Here is a 15,274-nt window from a genome sequence, read left to right on the forward strand (position 1 = left end):
TGTGGCAGATTTCGAAGCTACTGATTTTGACTCGGTAAAGATCTCCCTTGCCTCCGCCGACCAGATCCGTTCCTGGTCGCACGGTGAGGTCAAGAAGCCGGAGACCATCAATTACCGTACCCTCAAGCCCGAGAAGGACGGCCTGTTCTGCGAGAAGATCTTCGGTCCCGCCAAGGACTGGGAGTGCTCCTGCGGCAAGTACAAGGGCATCCGCTTTAAGGGCATCGTCTGCGAGCGCTGCGGCGTCGAGGTCACCTCGGCCAAGGTGCGTCGCGACCGCATGGGCCACATCGAGCTCGCCGCTCCCGTGTCCCACATCTGGTACTTCAAGAGCCCCACGAGCTTCCCGATGAGCCGTATGCTCGACATCAAGTCCAAGGACCTCGAGAAGGTTCTGTACTTTGCCAGCTACATCATCACCGAGGTTGACTATGAGGCCCGCGAGGCCGACGCCGACGACCTGCGCGAGGAGCTCGCCGCCGATCTGGAAGAGATCGATGCCGAGTGCGCCCGCCAGATCGAGTCCCTCAAGGAGCAGGGCGACCCCGAGAACTTTGACGAGTTCTCCGACGAGGAGCCGCTGACCCCCGAGGAGATCGCCTCCGGCATCGTCGACATCGAGGAAGAGTGCAAGGATGAGAAGCAGCTCCGCACGGATGCCTTCAACGCCTTCATGAAGCTCACCGAGCGCGACCTCATCTCCGATGAGCCGCTGTTCCGCGAGATGACCCGTTACTACTCCATGTACTTCAAGGGTGGCATGGGTGCTGAGGCCGTCCGCGAACTGCTCGCTGCCATCGACCTCCCCTCCGAGGCCGAGAAGCTCAAGGCCATCATCGCCGACGAGGATTCCCAGAAGCAGAAGCGCGAGAAGGCCGTCAAGCGCCTTGAGGTCGTTGACGCCTTCCTGAAGGGCGGCAACAGCCCCGCGAACATGATCCTGGACGTCATCCCGGTCATTCCGCCCGATCTGCGCCCGATGGTCCAGCTCGACGGCGGCCGTTTCGCCGCGTCCGACCTTAACGACCTGTACCGTCGCGTGATCAACCGTAACAACCGACTCAAGCGCCTGCTCGACCTGGACGCCCCTGCGATCATCGTGAACAACGAGAAGCGCATGCTCCAGGAGTCCGTGGACGCCCTGTTCGACAACGGCCGTCGTGGTCGCCCGGTCTCTGGCCGTGGCGGTCGCCCGCTCAAGTCGCTCGCCGAGGCCCTCAAGGGTAAGCAGGGTCGCTTCCGTCAGAACCTGCTGGGTAAGCGTGTCGACTACTCCGGCCGTTCGGTAATCGTTACCGACCCCAAGCTGCTGCTGCACCAGTGCGGTCTGCCCAAGACCATGGCGCTGGAGCTCTTCAAGCCCTTCGTCATGAAGCGCCTGGTCGAGCTCGGCAAGGTCGAGAACATCAAGGGCGCCAAGCGTGCTATCGACCGTGGTGCCACCTTTGTGTGGGACATCCTCGAAGAGGTCATCGACGGCCGCGTCGTGCTGCTCAACCGTGCACCGACCCTGCACCGTTTGTCCATCCAGGCCTTTGAGCCGGTGCTGGTCGAGGGCAAGGCCATCCACCTGCACCCGCTGGTCTGCTCGCCCTTCAACGCCGACTTCGACGGCGACCAGATGTCCGTCCACGTGCCGCTGTCCAGCCAGGCTCAGGCCGAGGCTCGCGTGCTCATGCTCTCTGCGAACAACCTGCGCTCGCCGGCATCCGGCAAGCCGGTCAACATCCCCTCGCAGGACATGATTATTGGTGTGTACTACCTGACCCAGGTCCGCGACGGTCTGCCGGGCGAGAACCACGTGTTCGCCAGCTTCGACGACGCGCTGCACGCCTATGACTGCCGCTCCGAGGTCGACATGCAGGCCAAGATTCAGGTCCGCGTGTCCGCTGCCGACGCCAATGTCATCAACGAGGACGGCACCCGTATCTTCCGCGTCAAGAACGGCAAGAACGAGTTCGTCGACTACGACGTCACCGGCAACAAGACCGCGCGCTTCGAGACCTCTATCGGCCGCATCATCTTCAACCGCCAGTGCCTGCCCGAAGACTATGAGTTCATGAACTACAAGATGGTCAAGGGCGACGTGGCCAAGCTGGTTGCGGACTGCTGCGATCGTTACCCCGAGGCCAAGGTCGGTCCGATCCTCGACGCCATCAAGTACTCCGGCTTCCACTACGCTACCCGCGCCGGCCTCACCATCTCGGTGTGGGACGCTCTCATCCCTGCCGAGAAGCAGGAGCTGCTCGATCGCGCCCAGGCCAACGTCGACCAGATCAACGAGTACTTCGAGGAGGGCTTCATCAACGAGACGGAGCGCCACATCGAAGTCGTTAACGAGTGGACCGCTTGTACCGATAAGGTCGCAGCGCTCATGCTCGACTTGTTCGACGAGGAGAACCCGCTCTACATGATGGCCGACTCCGGCGCCCGTGGTTCTAAGACCCAGCTGCGTCAGCTCGGCGGCATGCGTGGCCTGATGGCAGACATGTCCGGCGAGACGATCGACCTTCCCATTAAGGCGAACTTCCGCGAGGGCCTGCTGCCGCTCGAGTACTTCATTTCGACCTACGGCGCCCGTAAGGGCCTGGTCGATACCGCATCCCACACCTCGGACTCTGGTTACCTGACCCGTCGTCTGGTCGACGTGGCCCAGGACGTCATCGTCCGCGAGGAGGACTGCGGTACGCACGAGGGCGTCACCTACAACCTCATCATCCCCGGCACCACCGACCTCAACACCGACCTCGTCGGCCGTTGCTTCATCGAGGACGTCGTGGCCCCCGATGGCACCGTGCTCTTTGAGCAGGACGGCTACATCGAGAAGGTCGCCGACATCCAGAAGATGGTCGATGCCGGCCTCAAGAAGGTCAAGCTTCGCGCACTGCTCACCTGCCGCTCCAAGTACGGCGTGTGCCAGAAGTGCTACGGCTGGGATCTTTCCACCCGTCGTCCGGTCGCCATCGGTACTGCCGTCGGCATTATTGCCGCCCAGTCCATCGGCGAGCCCGGTACGCAGCTTACGATGCGTACCATTCACTCCGGCGGCGTCGCTGGCGTCGACGATATTACGCAGGGTCTGCCTACGGTCAGCCGTATGTTCGATATCGTCGGCAACGTCAACGAGAAGATTCTGGGTCGCGAGGCCGAGCTGGCTCCGTACTCCGGCCACCTCTCGATTAAGCCCGAGAAGTCCGAGTACGTGCTGACGCTCACCGACTCCGAGGATCACACCCGCGTCCTCGACGAGCGTCGCGTCCCCGCATCGGTGCGCTTTATGCCCGAGATCGAGGACGGCTGCGAGGTTCGCGCCGGCGACCAGATCACCAAGGGCTTCGTCAACTTCCGCAACCTGCGCAAGCTGACCGACATCGAGTCGACGATGCACACCTTCGTCGAGAGCGTCAAGGACGTCTACACAAGCCAAGGCGTCGACCTGAACGACAAGCACATCGAGGTGCTCGCACGTCAGATGCTGCGTCGCGTTCAGATCACCAACCCCGGCGACTCCAAGTACCTGCTTGGTCAGTACGTCGACCGCTACGAGTTCGCTGACGAGGTCGAGCGCGTTGCCCGTCTGGGCGGTCAGGCTCCCGTGGCCGAGCCCGTCATCCTGGGTACGCTCAAGGTCGCGTCCAACATCGACTCTTGGCTGTCGAGCGCTTCGTTCATCCGTACCGCCGGCGTCCTTACTGAGGCTGCCATCGAGGGCAAGGTCGACCACCTGCTCGACCTTAAGTCCAACGTCATCGTCGGTAAGAAGATCCCTGCTGGTACCGGCCTTAAGCCGTATGCCAACGCCAAGTTGACGTATCGCACGGCCGACGGCTATGTCGACATCGACGGTCCGGCTTCGCCCAACGCCAAGTCGCTGCCCGAGTGGGCTCCGGTTGAACTCAAGGATCTGGACGAGCAGCTCCCGCAGCAGCTCGACTGGGCCGGCTACGACGAGTTCGGTGGTGCTGACGGTTCGTTCACCCGCAACGGCCATACCATCTCCGCCGAGAAGGCTCGCCTGTACCTGTTCGACGACCTGGGCGTGTCGCAGCGTTGGACCAACAAGTTCAGCGAGGTCGGCATCGAGACGGTCGGCGACCTGGTCGGCAAGTCCGAGGAGGATCTGCTGCGCATCGATGGTATCGGTGCCAAGGCGATCGAGGAGCTCCGTGACGGCCTGGAGGCCCACGACCTGCTCTACATCCTCGAGAACAACGACGACGTTGCCGACGAGGAAGACCTCTCGCAGCTGCTGCAGATGGTCTTTAGCCCCGACGGTCCGGACGATATCCTGCTGGGTACCTCCGCTCCGACGCATCACGCCGACGCCGACGAGGAGCTCCTGGGCGCCCCGATCGACGACAAGAAGGCTCCCGCCAACGGCGCGATCAACGAGGACATGGCTTCTCTCGACGAGCTGCTCAACCAGCTCGTGGACACTGACGACGCCGAAGAGGCCAAGGACAACGACGAGGAATAATTTCCTAGTACGTTAACCGCCCTTCCAAAGACCCGCTTCCCAACAGGGGAGCGGGTCTTTTTTGATGAGGAACGTTGCCCCGACGAGTACGTCGGATTCCCGGAACGGGCCGCCCGCTGTTTAAGTTTGTCGCGAGTTCCGCACGCAAAGGAAAGCACTTAATGTGCTTTCCGTCTTGCGCAGGACTGTAGAGCAGCAAACTTAAACAGCGGGCGGCCCGTTCCGGGAATCTGCCCCCGCGCACAGAAGGGGATTCCTTTTGCCAAAAAGGGACAGGTTTATTTTGGTAGGTTTTTCCTGCTTGGATTTGAAACATTTCGTTCGGCCAAAGCGTATCTATGGTGAGGACCTCATCAAGAACCATCAGCGTCACCGGGAGGTGATTATGGAAGAACAAGCTTTCAGACAGGCGGTTGAAGACCACCGTGATGTCGTGTTTCGGATCGCCTTGACGTATCTGCGCGATCGCGCTGACGCCGACGATGTCGCTCAAGACGTCTTTCTAAAGTTACTCAAAAGCGATACGCATTTTGAAAGCTGGGAGCATCTTCGTCGATGGCTCATCCGGGTCACGATCAATGAATGCAAATCTCTCTTTCGAAAGCCGTGGAGGCGCGTGGAGGATATTGAAAGTCTGACCGATTCGCTCTTGACGGCGCAGGACGAGACCAAGGCCGTCCTATTAGACGTCATGCGGCTTCCGGAACGATTCCGTATCTCCATCGTGCTCTATTACTATCTGGGCTTCTCGACTTCAGAAATTGCCGAGTTACTGCATGTGCCAGCCGCGACCGTTCGAACGCGTTTAGCTCGCGGCAGATCGAAGCTCAAGTTCATCCTAGAGGAGGGCGACCGTGAAATCCAACCAGATCAAGCAGGCCTTCGAGTCCGTCCAAGCCGATAGCGATCTTGCTGACCGTGTTCTTTATGCCGCTGCTGGCGAGCCGCTTCGCCGAAAGGGTCACGCGAAGCCTCTGTATGTTGCCGTAATCGGATGTCTTGCCGGAGTGCTGGCGACCGGAGGGGTCGCCTACGCTGTTGTCAATTCCAGTTATTTTGCCTCTGCCTGGGGAAACCATGGCAACGGAGAGTCCGTTACCTGGACAAATGGCGGCTCGTCGGGGACGAAATATACCTACACCAGAGAGTTTGGTGATGGTATCGCGCCCCAAAGCTTGGAGGGTTCAGTACAGAAGGTCAATCTGTCCGTCGAGGGCAACGGCTATACGCTCGACATTCATGAGATGGCAATCGACGAGAACGGTTGCGGTGCTGTGACGTTTACATTGTCCAATCCGAATGGCGTTAACTACTACAAGCCGGCGGCAGAGCTTGGCGAACTTGTTCTCTATGGTGAAGAAGAAGGGGGCGTCAGTACACCCAGCATGAACTTCGGCGAGGAATGGGCTGATACACGCTGCACCATTGATAAAGACACATCAAGCGACACGGTCATTAACGGCACGATGTACTTTGCATCTTGGAATCGCGATCGAGATTTACGACATGCGGTCACCTGGAATATCAGTTGGACGGAGGGCAAAGGTGAGGATGCGAAGGTGATCGAGGTGTCGACGCCCGAGTTTAGCATCGGAGCGTACGTCGATACAAAGAAGCTGAGCTCTGACGACTCACCTCTTGAAATCAGCCCGTTTTCCATCCAGACGCACATCGATGATCTGGGCGATGAAGCAGTCGATCATAAACTGACCGTCATCTACAAGGATGGATCGGAGCAGGTTATCAAAGACGATGCCGCGGGCGCGTACAACTTCTATGTTTCACTGGCGCGCAATAACGGCGAGAACATCTGGGTGCCGACAAAGCTGATCGATGTCGATCAAGTAGTCTCGGTAACCCTTGAGGGCACGAGGTGCACATCGACAGGGGAGACTCAAACGCAAGAACCCTTTACCATCATCTATTCGTAAGGTCTGAGGCCGCTTCCCACCAGGGGAAGCGGCCCATTTTGCGCTAAAGCGACGTTTCCCCAGATAAAACCAACCAAAATAAACCTGTCCCGTTTTGGCAGGTAACGTTGCCCCGACGAGCACGTCGGATTCCCGGCCCGGGCGGCCCGCTGTTTAAGTTTGTCGCGAGTTCCGCACGCAAAGGAAAGCACTTAATGTGCTTTCCGTCTTGCGCAGGACTGTAGAGCAGCAAACTTAAACAGCGGGCCGCACGGGCCGGGAATCCGCCCCCGCGCACAGAAGGGGATTCCTTTTGTGTAGGCTTTGCGGAAATGTGCCAATTTTGGGATACGCCCGGCGGCGTGGTCTGTTGACGGCACAGCTAACGCCACGTATCCTATCGAACTGCGTGTTTCGTAGGGGGATGCTGACCCCTCGATTCAAGCCGTTGCACTTTACAGAAAGCTGGAATCATTCGAGAAGGAGTACGCTTTGCCTACTATTAACCAGCTGGTTCGCCAGGGCCGTCGTTCCGTGCCCAAGAAGTCCAAGAACGCTGCTCTGCAGCACAACTCCCAGAAGCGCGGCGTGTGCACCCGCGTCTTCACCACGAGCCCCAAGAAGCCGAACTCGGCTCTTCGTAAGGTTGCCCGTGTTCGCCTTGTCAACGGCATCGAAGTTACCGCTTACATCCCGGGTGAGGGCCACAACCTGCAGGAGCACTCCATCGTGCTCGTCCGCGGCGGTCGTGTCCGTGACCTCCCTGGTGTCCGTTATCACGTCATCCGTGGCGCCTACGACGCTGCTCCGGTCCAGAACCGTATGCAGGCCCGTTCCAAGTACGGTGCTAAGCGCCCCAAGGCTAAATAAGCCAGATAACGTTTTGATACTTTCGCCGTGTGCCGCCTAAGCGCCGCACGGTAGACACTTAAGGAGATTTCACATGCCGCGTCGTGCAGCAGCTAATCGTCGTGAGGTTCAGCCTGACGCCGTTTACAACAACCGCCTGGTGACTCAGCTCATCAACAAGGTCCTTCTTGACGGCAAGAAGGCCACCGCTGAGCGCATCGTTTACACCGCTTTCGAGATCGTTGCCGAGAAGTCCGAGGGTGGCGACGCTCTCGCTACCTTCAAGAAGGCTATGGACAACGTCAAGCCCACGCTCGAGGTTAAGCCCAAGCGTGTCGGTGGCGCTACCTATCAGGTCCCGATGGAGGTCAACTCCCGTCGTTCCACCGCTCTGGGTATCCGCTGGATCGTCAACTTCTCCCGCGCTCGCAAGGAGAAGACCATGGCCGAGCGTCTCGCCAACGAGATCCTCGACGCCTCCAACGGCCTGGGCGCTTCCGTCAAGAAGCGTGAGGACGTCTTCAAGATGGCCGAGGCCAACCGCGCGTTCTCTCACTATCGTTGGTAAGTTAAGGTAAGGAACTAACATGGCTAAGCCTAAGTACAAGCTTTCCGATACCCGTAACATCGGCATCATGGCTCACATCGATGCCGGTAAGACCACCACGACCGAGCGTATTCTTTACTACACCGGTAAGACCCACAAGATCGGTGAGGTTCATGAGGGCGCTGCCACCATGGACTGGATGGTTCAGGAGCAGGAGCGCGGCGTAACCATTACCTCCGCTGCTACCACCTGCTTCTGGAACAAGGACGGTAAGGACTACCGCATCCAGATCATCGACACCCCGGGCCACGTTGACTTCACCGCCGAGGTCGAGCGCTGCCTGCGCGTCCTCGATGGCGCTGTTGCCGTCTTTGACGCCGTTGCCGGCGTTCAGCCCCAGTCTGAGACCGTTTGGCGTCAGGCTTCTACTTTCAACGTCCCCCGCATCGCCTTCATCAACAAGTATGACCGCGTGGGCGCTGACTTCTTCAACGCTATCGAGACCATGAAGGATCGTCTCGACGCTAACGCCGTGGCCGCTCAGGTCCCGATGGGCGCCGAGGACAACTTCTGGGGCGTCATCGACCTCGTTACCATGACTGCATGGGACTTCAAGGCCGACGAGAAGGGCATGACCTACCCTGAGCCGATGGACGAGATCCCGGCTGAGTTTGCCGACATCGCTGCCACCAAGCGCGAGGAGCTCCTCGACGCTGCTGCCAGCTTTGACGACGAGCTCATGGAGAAGATCCTCATGGAGGAGGACTTCACCGTCGAGGAGCTCAAGGCTGCTCTGCGCAAGGGCGTTCTGGCCAATGAGCTCAACCTCGTCTTCGTGGGCTCCGCCTACAAGAACAAGGGCGTCCAGGAGCTGCTCGACGCTGTCGTCGACTACCTGCCCAGCCCGCTCGACGTCGAGGCTGTCACCGGTACCGATCCGGACACCGGCGAGGAGATCCAGCGTCATCCTTCCTTCGACGAGCCCTTCTCCGGCCTGGTCTTCAAGATCATGACCGACCCGTTCGTCGGTAAGCTCACCTACGTCCGCGTTTACTCCGGCCGCGCCGAGTCCGGCTCCTACGTGGTCAACGCTTCCAACGGTCAGCGCGAGCGCCTCGGCCGCATCCTCGAGATGAACGCCGCCGAGCGTATCGACCGTGACGACGCTGCCGCCGGCGACATCGTCGCTTGCGTCGGCTTCAAGAACTCCACCACCGGTGACACCCTGTGCGCCGAGGGCAAGGAGATCGTCCTCGAGAAGATCGAGTTCGCTAAGCCCGTTATCGACGTTGCCATCGAGCCCAAGACCAAGGCCGAGCAGGACAAGATGTCCCTGGCTCTGACCAAGCTCGCCGAGGAGGACCCGACCTTCCAGGTGTCCACCAACCACGAGACCGGCCAGACCATCATCGCCGGCATGGGCGAGCTGCACCTCGAGATCATCGTCGACCGTCTGCTCCGCGAGTTCAAGGTTGACGCTAACGTCGGTAAGCCCCAGGTCGCCTACCGCGAGACCGCTGGTCACGACGTCGAGAAGGCTGAGGGCAAGTTCGTCCGTCAGTCCGGTGGTCGCGGTCAGTACGGCCACGCCGTCATCAAGCTCGAGAAGATGGAGGAGGGCTTCGGCTACGAGTTCGTCAACGCTATCGTCGGCGGCGTCGTGCCCAAGGAGTACATCCCGTCCATCGACAAGGGCATCCAGGAGGCCCTGAACACCGGTGTTATCGCCGGCTTCCCGGTCCTCGACGTCAAGGTCACCCTGTTCGACGGTTCTTACCACGAGGTCGACTCCTCCGAGGCCGCCTTTAAGATCGCCGGTTCCATGGCTATCAAGGACGCCCTCAAGAAGTCCGACCCGCAGCTGCTCGAGCCGATCATGGCTGTCGAGGTCGAGACCCCCGAGCAGTACATGGGCGACGTTATGGGCAACCTCTCCGGTCGCCGCGGCAAGATCGAGGGCATGGAGGATCGCAAGAACAGCAAGCTCATCCGTGCCAAGGTGCCGCTGGGCGAGATGTTCGGTTACGCTACCGACCTTCGCTCCCAGACCCAGGGCCGTGCATCCTACACGATGCAGTTCGACTCTTATGAGCCCGCGCCCAAGTCCATCGTGGACGAGGTCATGAGCAAGAACGCCTAAGTTCGAGCTCCCTGTTACGTAATCCGCGAGAGCATCTCTCGCACTCTTTGGAGGTTTAAGTTGGCTACCCAGAAGATCCGCATTCGCCTCAAGGGCTATGATCACGAGGTCGTCGATCAGTCCGCGAAGCTCATCGTCGAGACCGCTCAGAAGACCGGCGCTCGCGTTTCCGGTCCTGTCCCCCTGCCCACCGAGCGCAACCTGTACACGGTTATCCGCTCGCCGCACGTGAACAAGGACTCCCGTGAGCAGTTCGAGATGCGCACCCACAAGCGTCTCATCGACATCCTTGACCCCACCTCGGGCACCGTTGATTCGCTCATGCGTCTCGACCTCCCCGCTGGCGTCGACATCGACATCAAGCTCTAAGCGATATCGCTCATAGCTTAAAGGGCCCCGCTGCCGTTACGGTAGCGGGGCCCTTTTGTTTTGAGCTTAGGTTTTAAGAGGCGAATAATGCTGCTGAGAGGATGGCTTTGGCACCCTATGCGCTCAAAGGGCGCAAGGATGCTTCTTCGAAGTGGAATGCGCGGAGCCCGCCCTCCGTCTCGATGTTCGCGCGACCATAATCGTCGACCGTTCTGAATATTCCTCGCGCCAGCTCTTCTCCAGCGGGGGAGCGGGCAATTACGTGGTTCCCAATCCAATTGAGGCGGGCGACATAATCATCGAGGATGGGCGCAAGCGGGCCGACGCTACTCTCCATTGTATTAAGGCACTTCTCCCAAGTGTCTACACCCTCAACGACCGCATGGTAGACCGCATCGAGCAGCGTATCGACCGTGGGAACATTCTTGTTGAGATCCGAGAGGCCGATTGCCGCCAGCCCGCCATCGGGAACCTCCGAGGGCACATAGTTCACATTGACGCCAATGCCGCAGACGGCGAAGGGTTTGCCTTCGTTATCGCGTGCTGCCTCGACTAAGATGCCGCCAAGTTTGCGCCCTCGAGCGACCAAGTCGTTGGGCCATTTGAGGCCAATCTCGTTTGCAAGACCCTGTTTTTCGAGCGCCTCGAGCACCGCTAGGCCGCTGACGGCAGCAAGACCAGAGTACTTCGCAGGATTAACGCATGGACGCAGGACAATCGAAAGCAATAGGTTGCCGGCGGTTGAATCCCACTTGTGGCCGCGCCGGCCGCGTCCTGCTGTCTGAGCCCGGGCGGCAAGTCCTGTGCCGTGCGGCGCTCCCTGTTTTCCTGCTTCGAGCAGGTCATCGTTGGTCGATCCGGTTACGTCGACTATCGTTAATTTGGCATCCATAACGGCTGCTACCTCCTTAATGAATAAGTGAATAACGCAATGGTGTCGAGAGAGACACAATGTGAAGCCTTTGTCGCATTTGGACAATTTAATGTTAACACGTTAACAACGACTGAAATGCGCTATCCTCTCTTGGTCGATGTAAACACGTCAACAACTCAAAGGAGGTTAGTGATGGGTTTCACGATTCTTGGAACAGGCTCGGCGCTTCCTAAGCGCAGTGTTTCCAATGACGAGCTGTCCGAGTTCCTCGATACCTCGGATGAGTGGATTTTTACCCGCACAGGTATCAAGAGCCGCCATGTATGCACCACCGAGTCACTTGACGACCTTGCCGTAGCGGCGAGCGAGCGGGCACTCCGGGTGCCCGGAATCGACGCGAGCCAGCTGGATTTGATCGTCTGCTCGACGACGACGGGTGACCACCTTGTTCCCGCCGAGGCGTGTGCCGTTGCTGAGCGACTGGGCGCGACGTGCCCTGCCTTCGATGTCTCGGCTGCCTGCGCCGGCTTCGTATTTGCGCTCGATGTTGCCGAGGGCTATATCGCCCGAGGACGAGCCAAGCATGTGCTTGTCGTTGCCGCCGAGCAGATGACGCGCGCGCTCGACTGGACCGACCGCGCCACCTGTGTGCTCTTTGGCGATGGGGCAGGCGCCGCGGTGATTGAGGCTGGGGGAGACAGCCCCCTTGCCGTTGAGCTTTCGACGGCGCCCGACGTCAAGACGTTGTGCGTTCCCGGTCTGGTCGGCACCTCGCCGTTTAAGGCCTCCGCAGATAGCGAGAGCGTGCTGTCCATGAATGGCCGCCGCGTGTTCAAGTTCGGCGTCAACGCGATTTGCGACACGGTCCATAAGCTTGCGAGCGATGCGGGCATTTCGGTCGAGGACATCGACCATTTTGTATTCCATCAGGCTAACGAACGAATCCTGAGTCAGGCGGTCAAGCGCCTCGGTGTGCCAGACAAGCGCGTGGTTCGAACGCTGCGCGAGACCGGCAACATTTCGAGCGCATGCATTCCCTTTGCGCTTGATCGGCTGGCGCGCACCAACGCACTGAATGCGGGCGACACCATCGCCCTCGTTGGATTTGGCGCCGGCCTGGATATAGGTGGCTATCTGCTTCGTTGGAAGTAGTCGCACATAGGAAATAAAAACGCCCCTAGGGCACAAACAAAGGAGAACTACCATGGCAGATCAGAAGACCTTCGAGCGCGTTTGCGATGTTATCCGCGAGACCGCCGGTCTTGACGACGTCGAGATGAAGCCCGAGTCCACGCTCGAGGAGATTGGTCTCGACAGCCTGGGCACCGTCGAGATCCTCGTCGCCGTCGAGGATGAGTTTGGCATCCAGCTCGATACCGAGGAGAACCCCAGGACGGTCGGCGAGTTCGCCGATACGGTCGAGGCGGCATTGGAGAAATAGTGATGCTCAAGTCTCCTCTCTGCGATCTACTCGGCATCGAAAAGCCCGTGTTCCAGGGCGGTATGGCCTGGATTGCCGACGCCTCGCTGGCATCTGCCGTGTCCGAGGCGGGCGGCTTAGGGATTATCGCGGCCATGAACGCCGACGCTAACTGGCTGCGCGACCAGATTCACGAGCTGCGCGCCAGGACGGATAAGCCCTTTGGCGTCAACGTTATGCTCATGAGCCCGTTTGCCGACGAGGTCGCGCGGGTCGTGATTGACGAGCGGGTGCCGGTCGTCGTGACGGGTGCCGGCAATCCCACCAAGTACATGAAGGCGTGGAACGAGGCGGGCATCAAGGTCATCCCGGTTGTTGCATCTGTGGCGCTGGCGCGTCTCGTGGCGCGTCGCGGAGCCACTGCCGTGGTTGCCGAGGGCACCGAATCAGGCGGCCATATTGGCGAGACCTCGACGATGGCACTGGTGCCGCAGGTTGTCGATGCGGTCGATATTCCCGTGGTTGCGGCTGGCGGTATCGCTGATGGCCGCGGCGTGGCGGCCGCCTTTATGCTGGGCGCCGCCGGCGTGCAGGTGGGTACGCGCTTTCTGATCGCAGATGAGTGCACCGTATCGGAGCAGTACAAGGAGATGGTCCTGAAGGCCAACGACACCTCGACGCGTGCGACCGGCCGCTCGACGGGACACCCGGTGCGTGCCCTCAAGAGCCCCTTCACCAACGCCTACGCCAAGAGCGAGGCGGCGGGCGTAAGCGTCGAGGAGCTCGGGGCCATGGGCACGGGCGCCCTTCGCAAGGCCGCCAAGGACGGCAATTACGAAGAGGGCTCGTTTTTGTGTGGACAGATTGCCGGCATGGTCAACGAGCGCCAAAGCGCACGTGAAATCGTCGACGACCTGGTCGATGGCGCCGAGCACGTCCTGAAGGGTGCGTGCGCATGGGTGGCGTAGCGTTTCTGTTTGCCGGCCAGGGCGCCCAGCACCCCGCGATGGGCGTCGACCTGATCGAGGCATCGCCGGCGGCCGCCGAGGTGTTCGCCATTGCCGACGAGGTGCGCCCGGGGACCAGTGAGCAGTGCCGAAGCGCCTCCAAGGAGGAGCTCTCGCAGACCGAGAACACGCAGCCGTGCGTGTTCGTTCACGATCTGGCAGCGGCTGCCGCCCTGCGTGAGCGCGGCGTGGTACCTGCCGCCTGTACGGGTTTTTCGCTTGGCGAGGTCGCCGCGCTCACCTTTGCGGGGGCGTTCGATACGCGAGCGGGCTTTGAGCTCGTGTGCGAGCGCGCGGCGCTGATGGCCGCGGCTGCCGAGCGCCATCCGGGCGGCATGCGCGCCGTCATCAAGCTCGATGCGGCGCAAGTCGAGAACCTGGCAAAACAGGCCGGCGAGGACTGCTGGCCGGTCAACTACAACAGTCCGCAGCAGACGGTTGTTGCCGGACCGCCCGAGGCGCTGCAGGAGCTCGACGCCCTGGTAAAAGAGGCTGGCGGCCGCGCTATGAAAGTCGCGGTGTCGGGCGCATTTCATAGCCCCTATATGGCCGAGGCGACTGAGGGGCTGGCGACGTATATCCAAGCCGGCCACGCGCCGTCACCGCTGCTGATTCCGGTCATGGCAAACATGACGGCGGCGCCCTATCCGGCGGACCCGCGAGCGGCATCGGATGTCTTGGCCAATCAGGTGAGTCATGCCGTTCGTTGGGTCGACACGCTGCATGCTCTGCAGAATCAGGGCATCGACACGTTTATTGAGGTCGGCCCTGGCAAAACGCTGTCGGGCCTGGCCAAGCGTACGCTGAGCGACGTTCGCGTGTATTCGTGCGAAACGGCCGAGCAGGTCGCAGCTATTGCCGACGAGCTCGCATAGTCCACAGGGCTGTAACCCGAAAGGAATGACATGGGCAACTTGAACAACGGCGCGCTCGAGCGCAACGACTCACGTCGCGTGGCACTGGTCACGGGCGGCTCGCGGGGTATCGGCCGCGCCTGCGCTGTCGGTCTGGCGGAGGACGGCTTTGATATCGCCGTCGTCTATGCCGGCAGCGTCGATGCGGCGCGCGAGACGTGCGAAGCCTGTGAGGCGGTTGGCGCCACGGCACGCGCATATCAATGCGACGTGGCCGATCCCGCTGCCGTCAACGCGTGTGTGGAAGCGGTCCTCAACGACTTTGGTTCCATTTGGGCGCTCGTCAACAATGCCGGCATCACCCGCGATGGCCTGCTCATGCGCATGGGCGATGACGCATTCGATCGCGTGCTCGATGTCAATCTCAAGGGAACATTCAATATGACGCGCGCGCTCACCAAGACCTTTATGCGCCAGCGCGGCGGTTGCGTCGTCAACATGAGCTCGGTCGTGGGCCTGATGGGCAATGCCGGGCAAGCCAACTACGCTGCTTCCAAGGCGGGCGTGATAGGGCTTACCAAGGCGGTGGCGCGCGAGCTTGCGCCTCGTGGCGTACGAGCGAACGCGGTCGCCCCCGGGTTTGTCGAGACAGATATGACGGCAAAGCTCTCGGAGAAGGTGCGTACGGCAACCGAGGAACAGATTCCCCTTAAGCGCATGGCACGCCCCGAGGAAGTGGCCGGCGTGGTGCGCTTTTTAGCGAGTGATGCGGCTGCCTACATTACGGGCGAGGTCGTGCGCGTCGACGGCGGAATGGCGATGTAGAA

13 protein-coding genes are annotated in these 15,274 nt (G+C 60.5%); 12 read left to right on the forward strand and 1 reads right to left on the reverse strand.

What is annotated here, in order from left to right:
• The first annotated feature begins 1 nt into the window (after nucleotide 1).
• The 7 genes from DXA43_RS02025 (at nucleotide 2) to rpsJ (ending at nucleotide 10,292) form a co-directional block, all read left to right on the forward strand.
• Entirely contained in the window at nucleotides 2-4,477 is a 4,476-nt protein-coding gene (locus DXA43_RS02025; protein ID WP_199580508.1) for a DNA-directed RNA polymerase subunit beta', read from the forward strand.
• A gap of 385 nt (nucleotides 4,478-4,862) precedes the next feature.
• Nucleotides 4,863-5,381, forward strand: a complete 519-nt coding sequence (locus DXA43_RS02030) for an RNA polymerase sigma factor (protein WP_187361806.1) — start codon at nucleotides 4,863-4,865, stop codon at nucleotides 5,379-5,381.
• Nucleotides 5,332-6,408: a DUF4179 domain-containing protein gene (locus DXA43_RS02035; RefSeq protein WP_117806114.1), complete on the forward strand. Its 1,077-nt coding sequence runs from the start codon at nucleotides 5,332-5,334 to the stop codon at nucleotides 6,406-6,408. Before DXA43_RS02030 ends, DXA43_RS02035 begins: the two co-directional genes overlap by 50 nt.
• A 471-nt stretch (nucleotides 6,409-6,879) precedes the next feature.
• Nucleotides 6,880-7,257: a 30S ribosomal protein S12 gene (rpsL, locus tag DXA43_RS02040; RefSeq protein ID WP_006235012.1), complete on the forward strand. Its 378-nt coding sequence runs from the start codon at nucleotides 6,880-6,882 to the stop codon at nucleotides 7,255-7,257.
• Between the two features lie 73 nt (nucleotides 7,258-7,330).
• Nucleotides 7,331-7,804, forward strand: coding sequence for a 30S ribosomal protein S7 (gene rpsG / locus DXA43_RS02045; protein ID WP_006235013.1), 474 nt, complete (start codon nucleotides 7,331-7,333; stop codon nucleotides 7,802-7,804).
• Between the two features lie 19 nt (nucleotides 7,805-7,823).
• Nucleotides 7,824-9,923 (forward strand): elongation factor G, encoded by a 2,100-nt coding sequence (fusA, locus tag DXA43_RS02050; protein ID WP_022094183.1) that lies wholly within the window; start codon nucleotides 7,824-7,826, stop codon nucleotides 9,921-9,923.
• A gap of 60 nt (nucleotides 9,924-9,983) precedes the next feature.
• Complete coding sequence (rpsJ, locus tag DXA43_RS02055) at nucleotides 9,984-10,292, forward strand: 30S ribosomal protein S10 (protein ID WP_022094184.1); 309 nt, start codon at nucleotides 9,984-9,986, stop codon at nucleotides 10,290-10,292.
• 115 nt (nucleotides 10,293-10,407) lie between these two features.
• On the opposite strand, the gene DXA43_RS02060 is transcribed toward rpsJ, so the two are convergent.
• The gene (locus DXA43_RS02060; RefSeq protein ID WP_117806115.1) at nucleotides 10,408-11,184 is read right to left on the reverse strand and encodes a biotin--[acetyl-CoA-carboxylase] ligase; all 777 of its coding nucleotides are present in this window, start codon (nucleotides 11,182-11,184) and stop codon (nucleotides 10,408-10,410) included.
• A gap of 174 nt (nucleotides 11,185-11,358) precedes the next feature.
• Between DXA43_RS02060 and DXA43_RS02065 the strand changes: the two genes are divergently transcribed.
• The 5 genes from DXA43_RS02065 to fabG are packed head-to-tail and all read left to right on the forward strand — an operon-like array spanning nucleotide 11,359 to nucleotide 15,272.
• Nucleotides 11,359-12,318: a 3-oxoacyl-ACP synthase III family protein gene (locus DXA43_RS02065; RefSeq protein WP_117806116.1), complete on the forward strand. Its 960-nt coding sequence runs from the start codon at nucleotides 11,359-11,361 to the stop codon at nucleotides 12,316-12,318.
• A 52-nt stretch (nucleotides 12,319-12,370) separates the two neighbouring features.
• Nucleotides 12,371-12,607, forward strand: a complete 237-nt coding sequence (locus DXA43_RS02070; RefSeq protein ID WP_117806117.1) for an acyl carrier protein — start codon at nucleotides 12,371-12,373, stop codon at nucleotides 12,605-12,607.
• Nucleotides 12,608-12,609: 2 nt separating this feature from the next.
• Nucleotides 12,610-13,554 (forward strand): enoyl-[acyl-carrier-protein] reductase FabK, encoded by a 945-nt coding sequence (gene fabK, locus DXA43_RS02075; protein WP_117806118.1) that lies wholly within the window; start codon nucleotides 12,610-12,612, stop codon nucleotides 13,552-13,554.
• The gene (locus tag DXA43_RS02080; protein ID WP_117806119.1) at nucleotides 13,542-14,468 is read left to right on the forward strand and encodes an ACP S-malonyltransferase; all 927 of its coding nucleotides are present in this window, start codon (nucleotides 13,542-13,544) and stop codon (nucleotides 14,466-14,468) included. The genes fabK and DXA43_RS02080 overlap by 13 nt, the downstream gene beginning before the upstream one ends.
• A gap of 30 nt (nucleotides 14,469-14,498) precedes the next feature.
• Nucleotides 14,499-15,272 carry a 3-oxoacyl-[acyl-carrier-protein] reductase gene (fabG, locus tag DXA43_RS02085; protein ID WP_117563766.1) on the forward strand — a complete coding sequence of 258 codons (774 nt, stop codon included), beginning with the start codon at nucleotides 14,499-14,501 and terminating at the stop codon, nucleotides 15,270-15,272.
• Nucleotides 15,273-15,274 lie beyond the last annotated feature (2 nt).

Origin of the sequence: Collinsella sp. OF02-10 (assembly GCF_003463445.1) — a bacterium.
Taxonomy (GTDB): Bacteria; Actinomycetota; Coriobacteriia; order Coriobacteriales; family Coriobacteriaceae; genus Collinsella.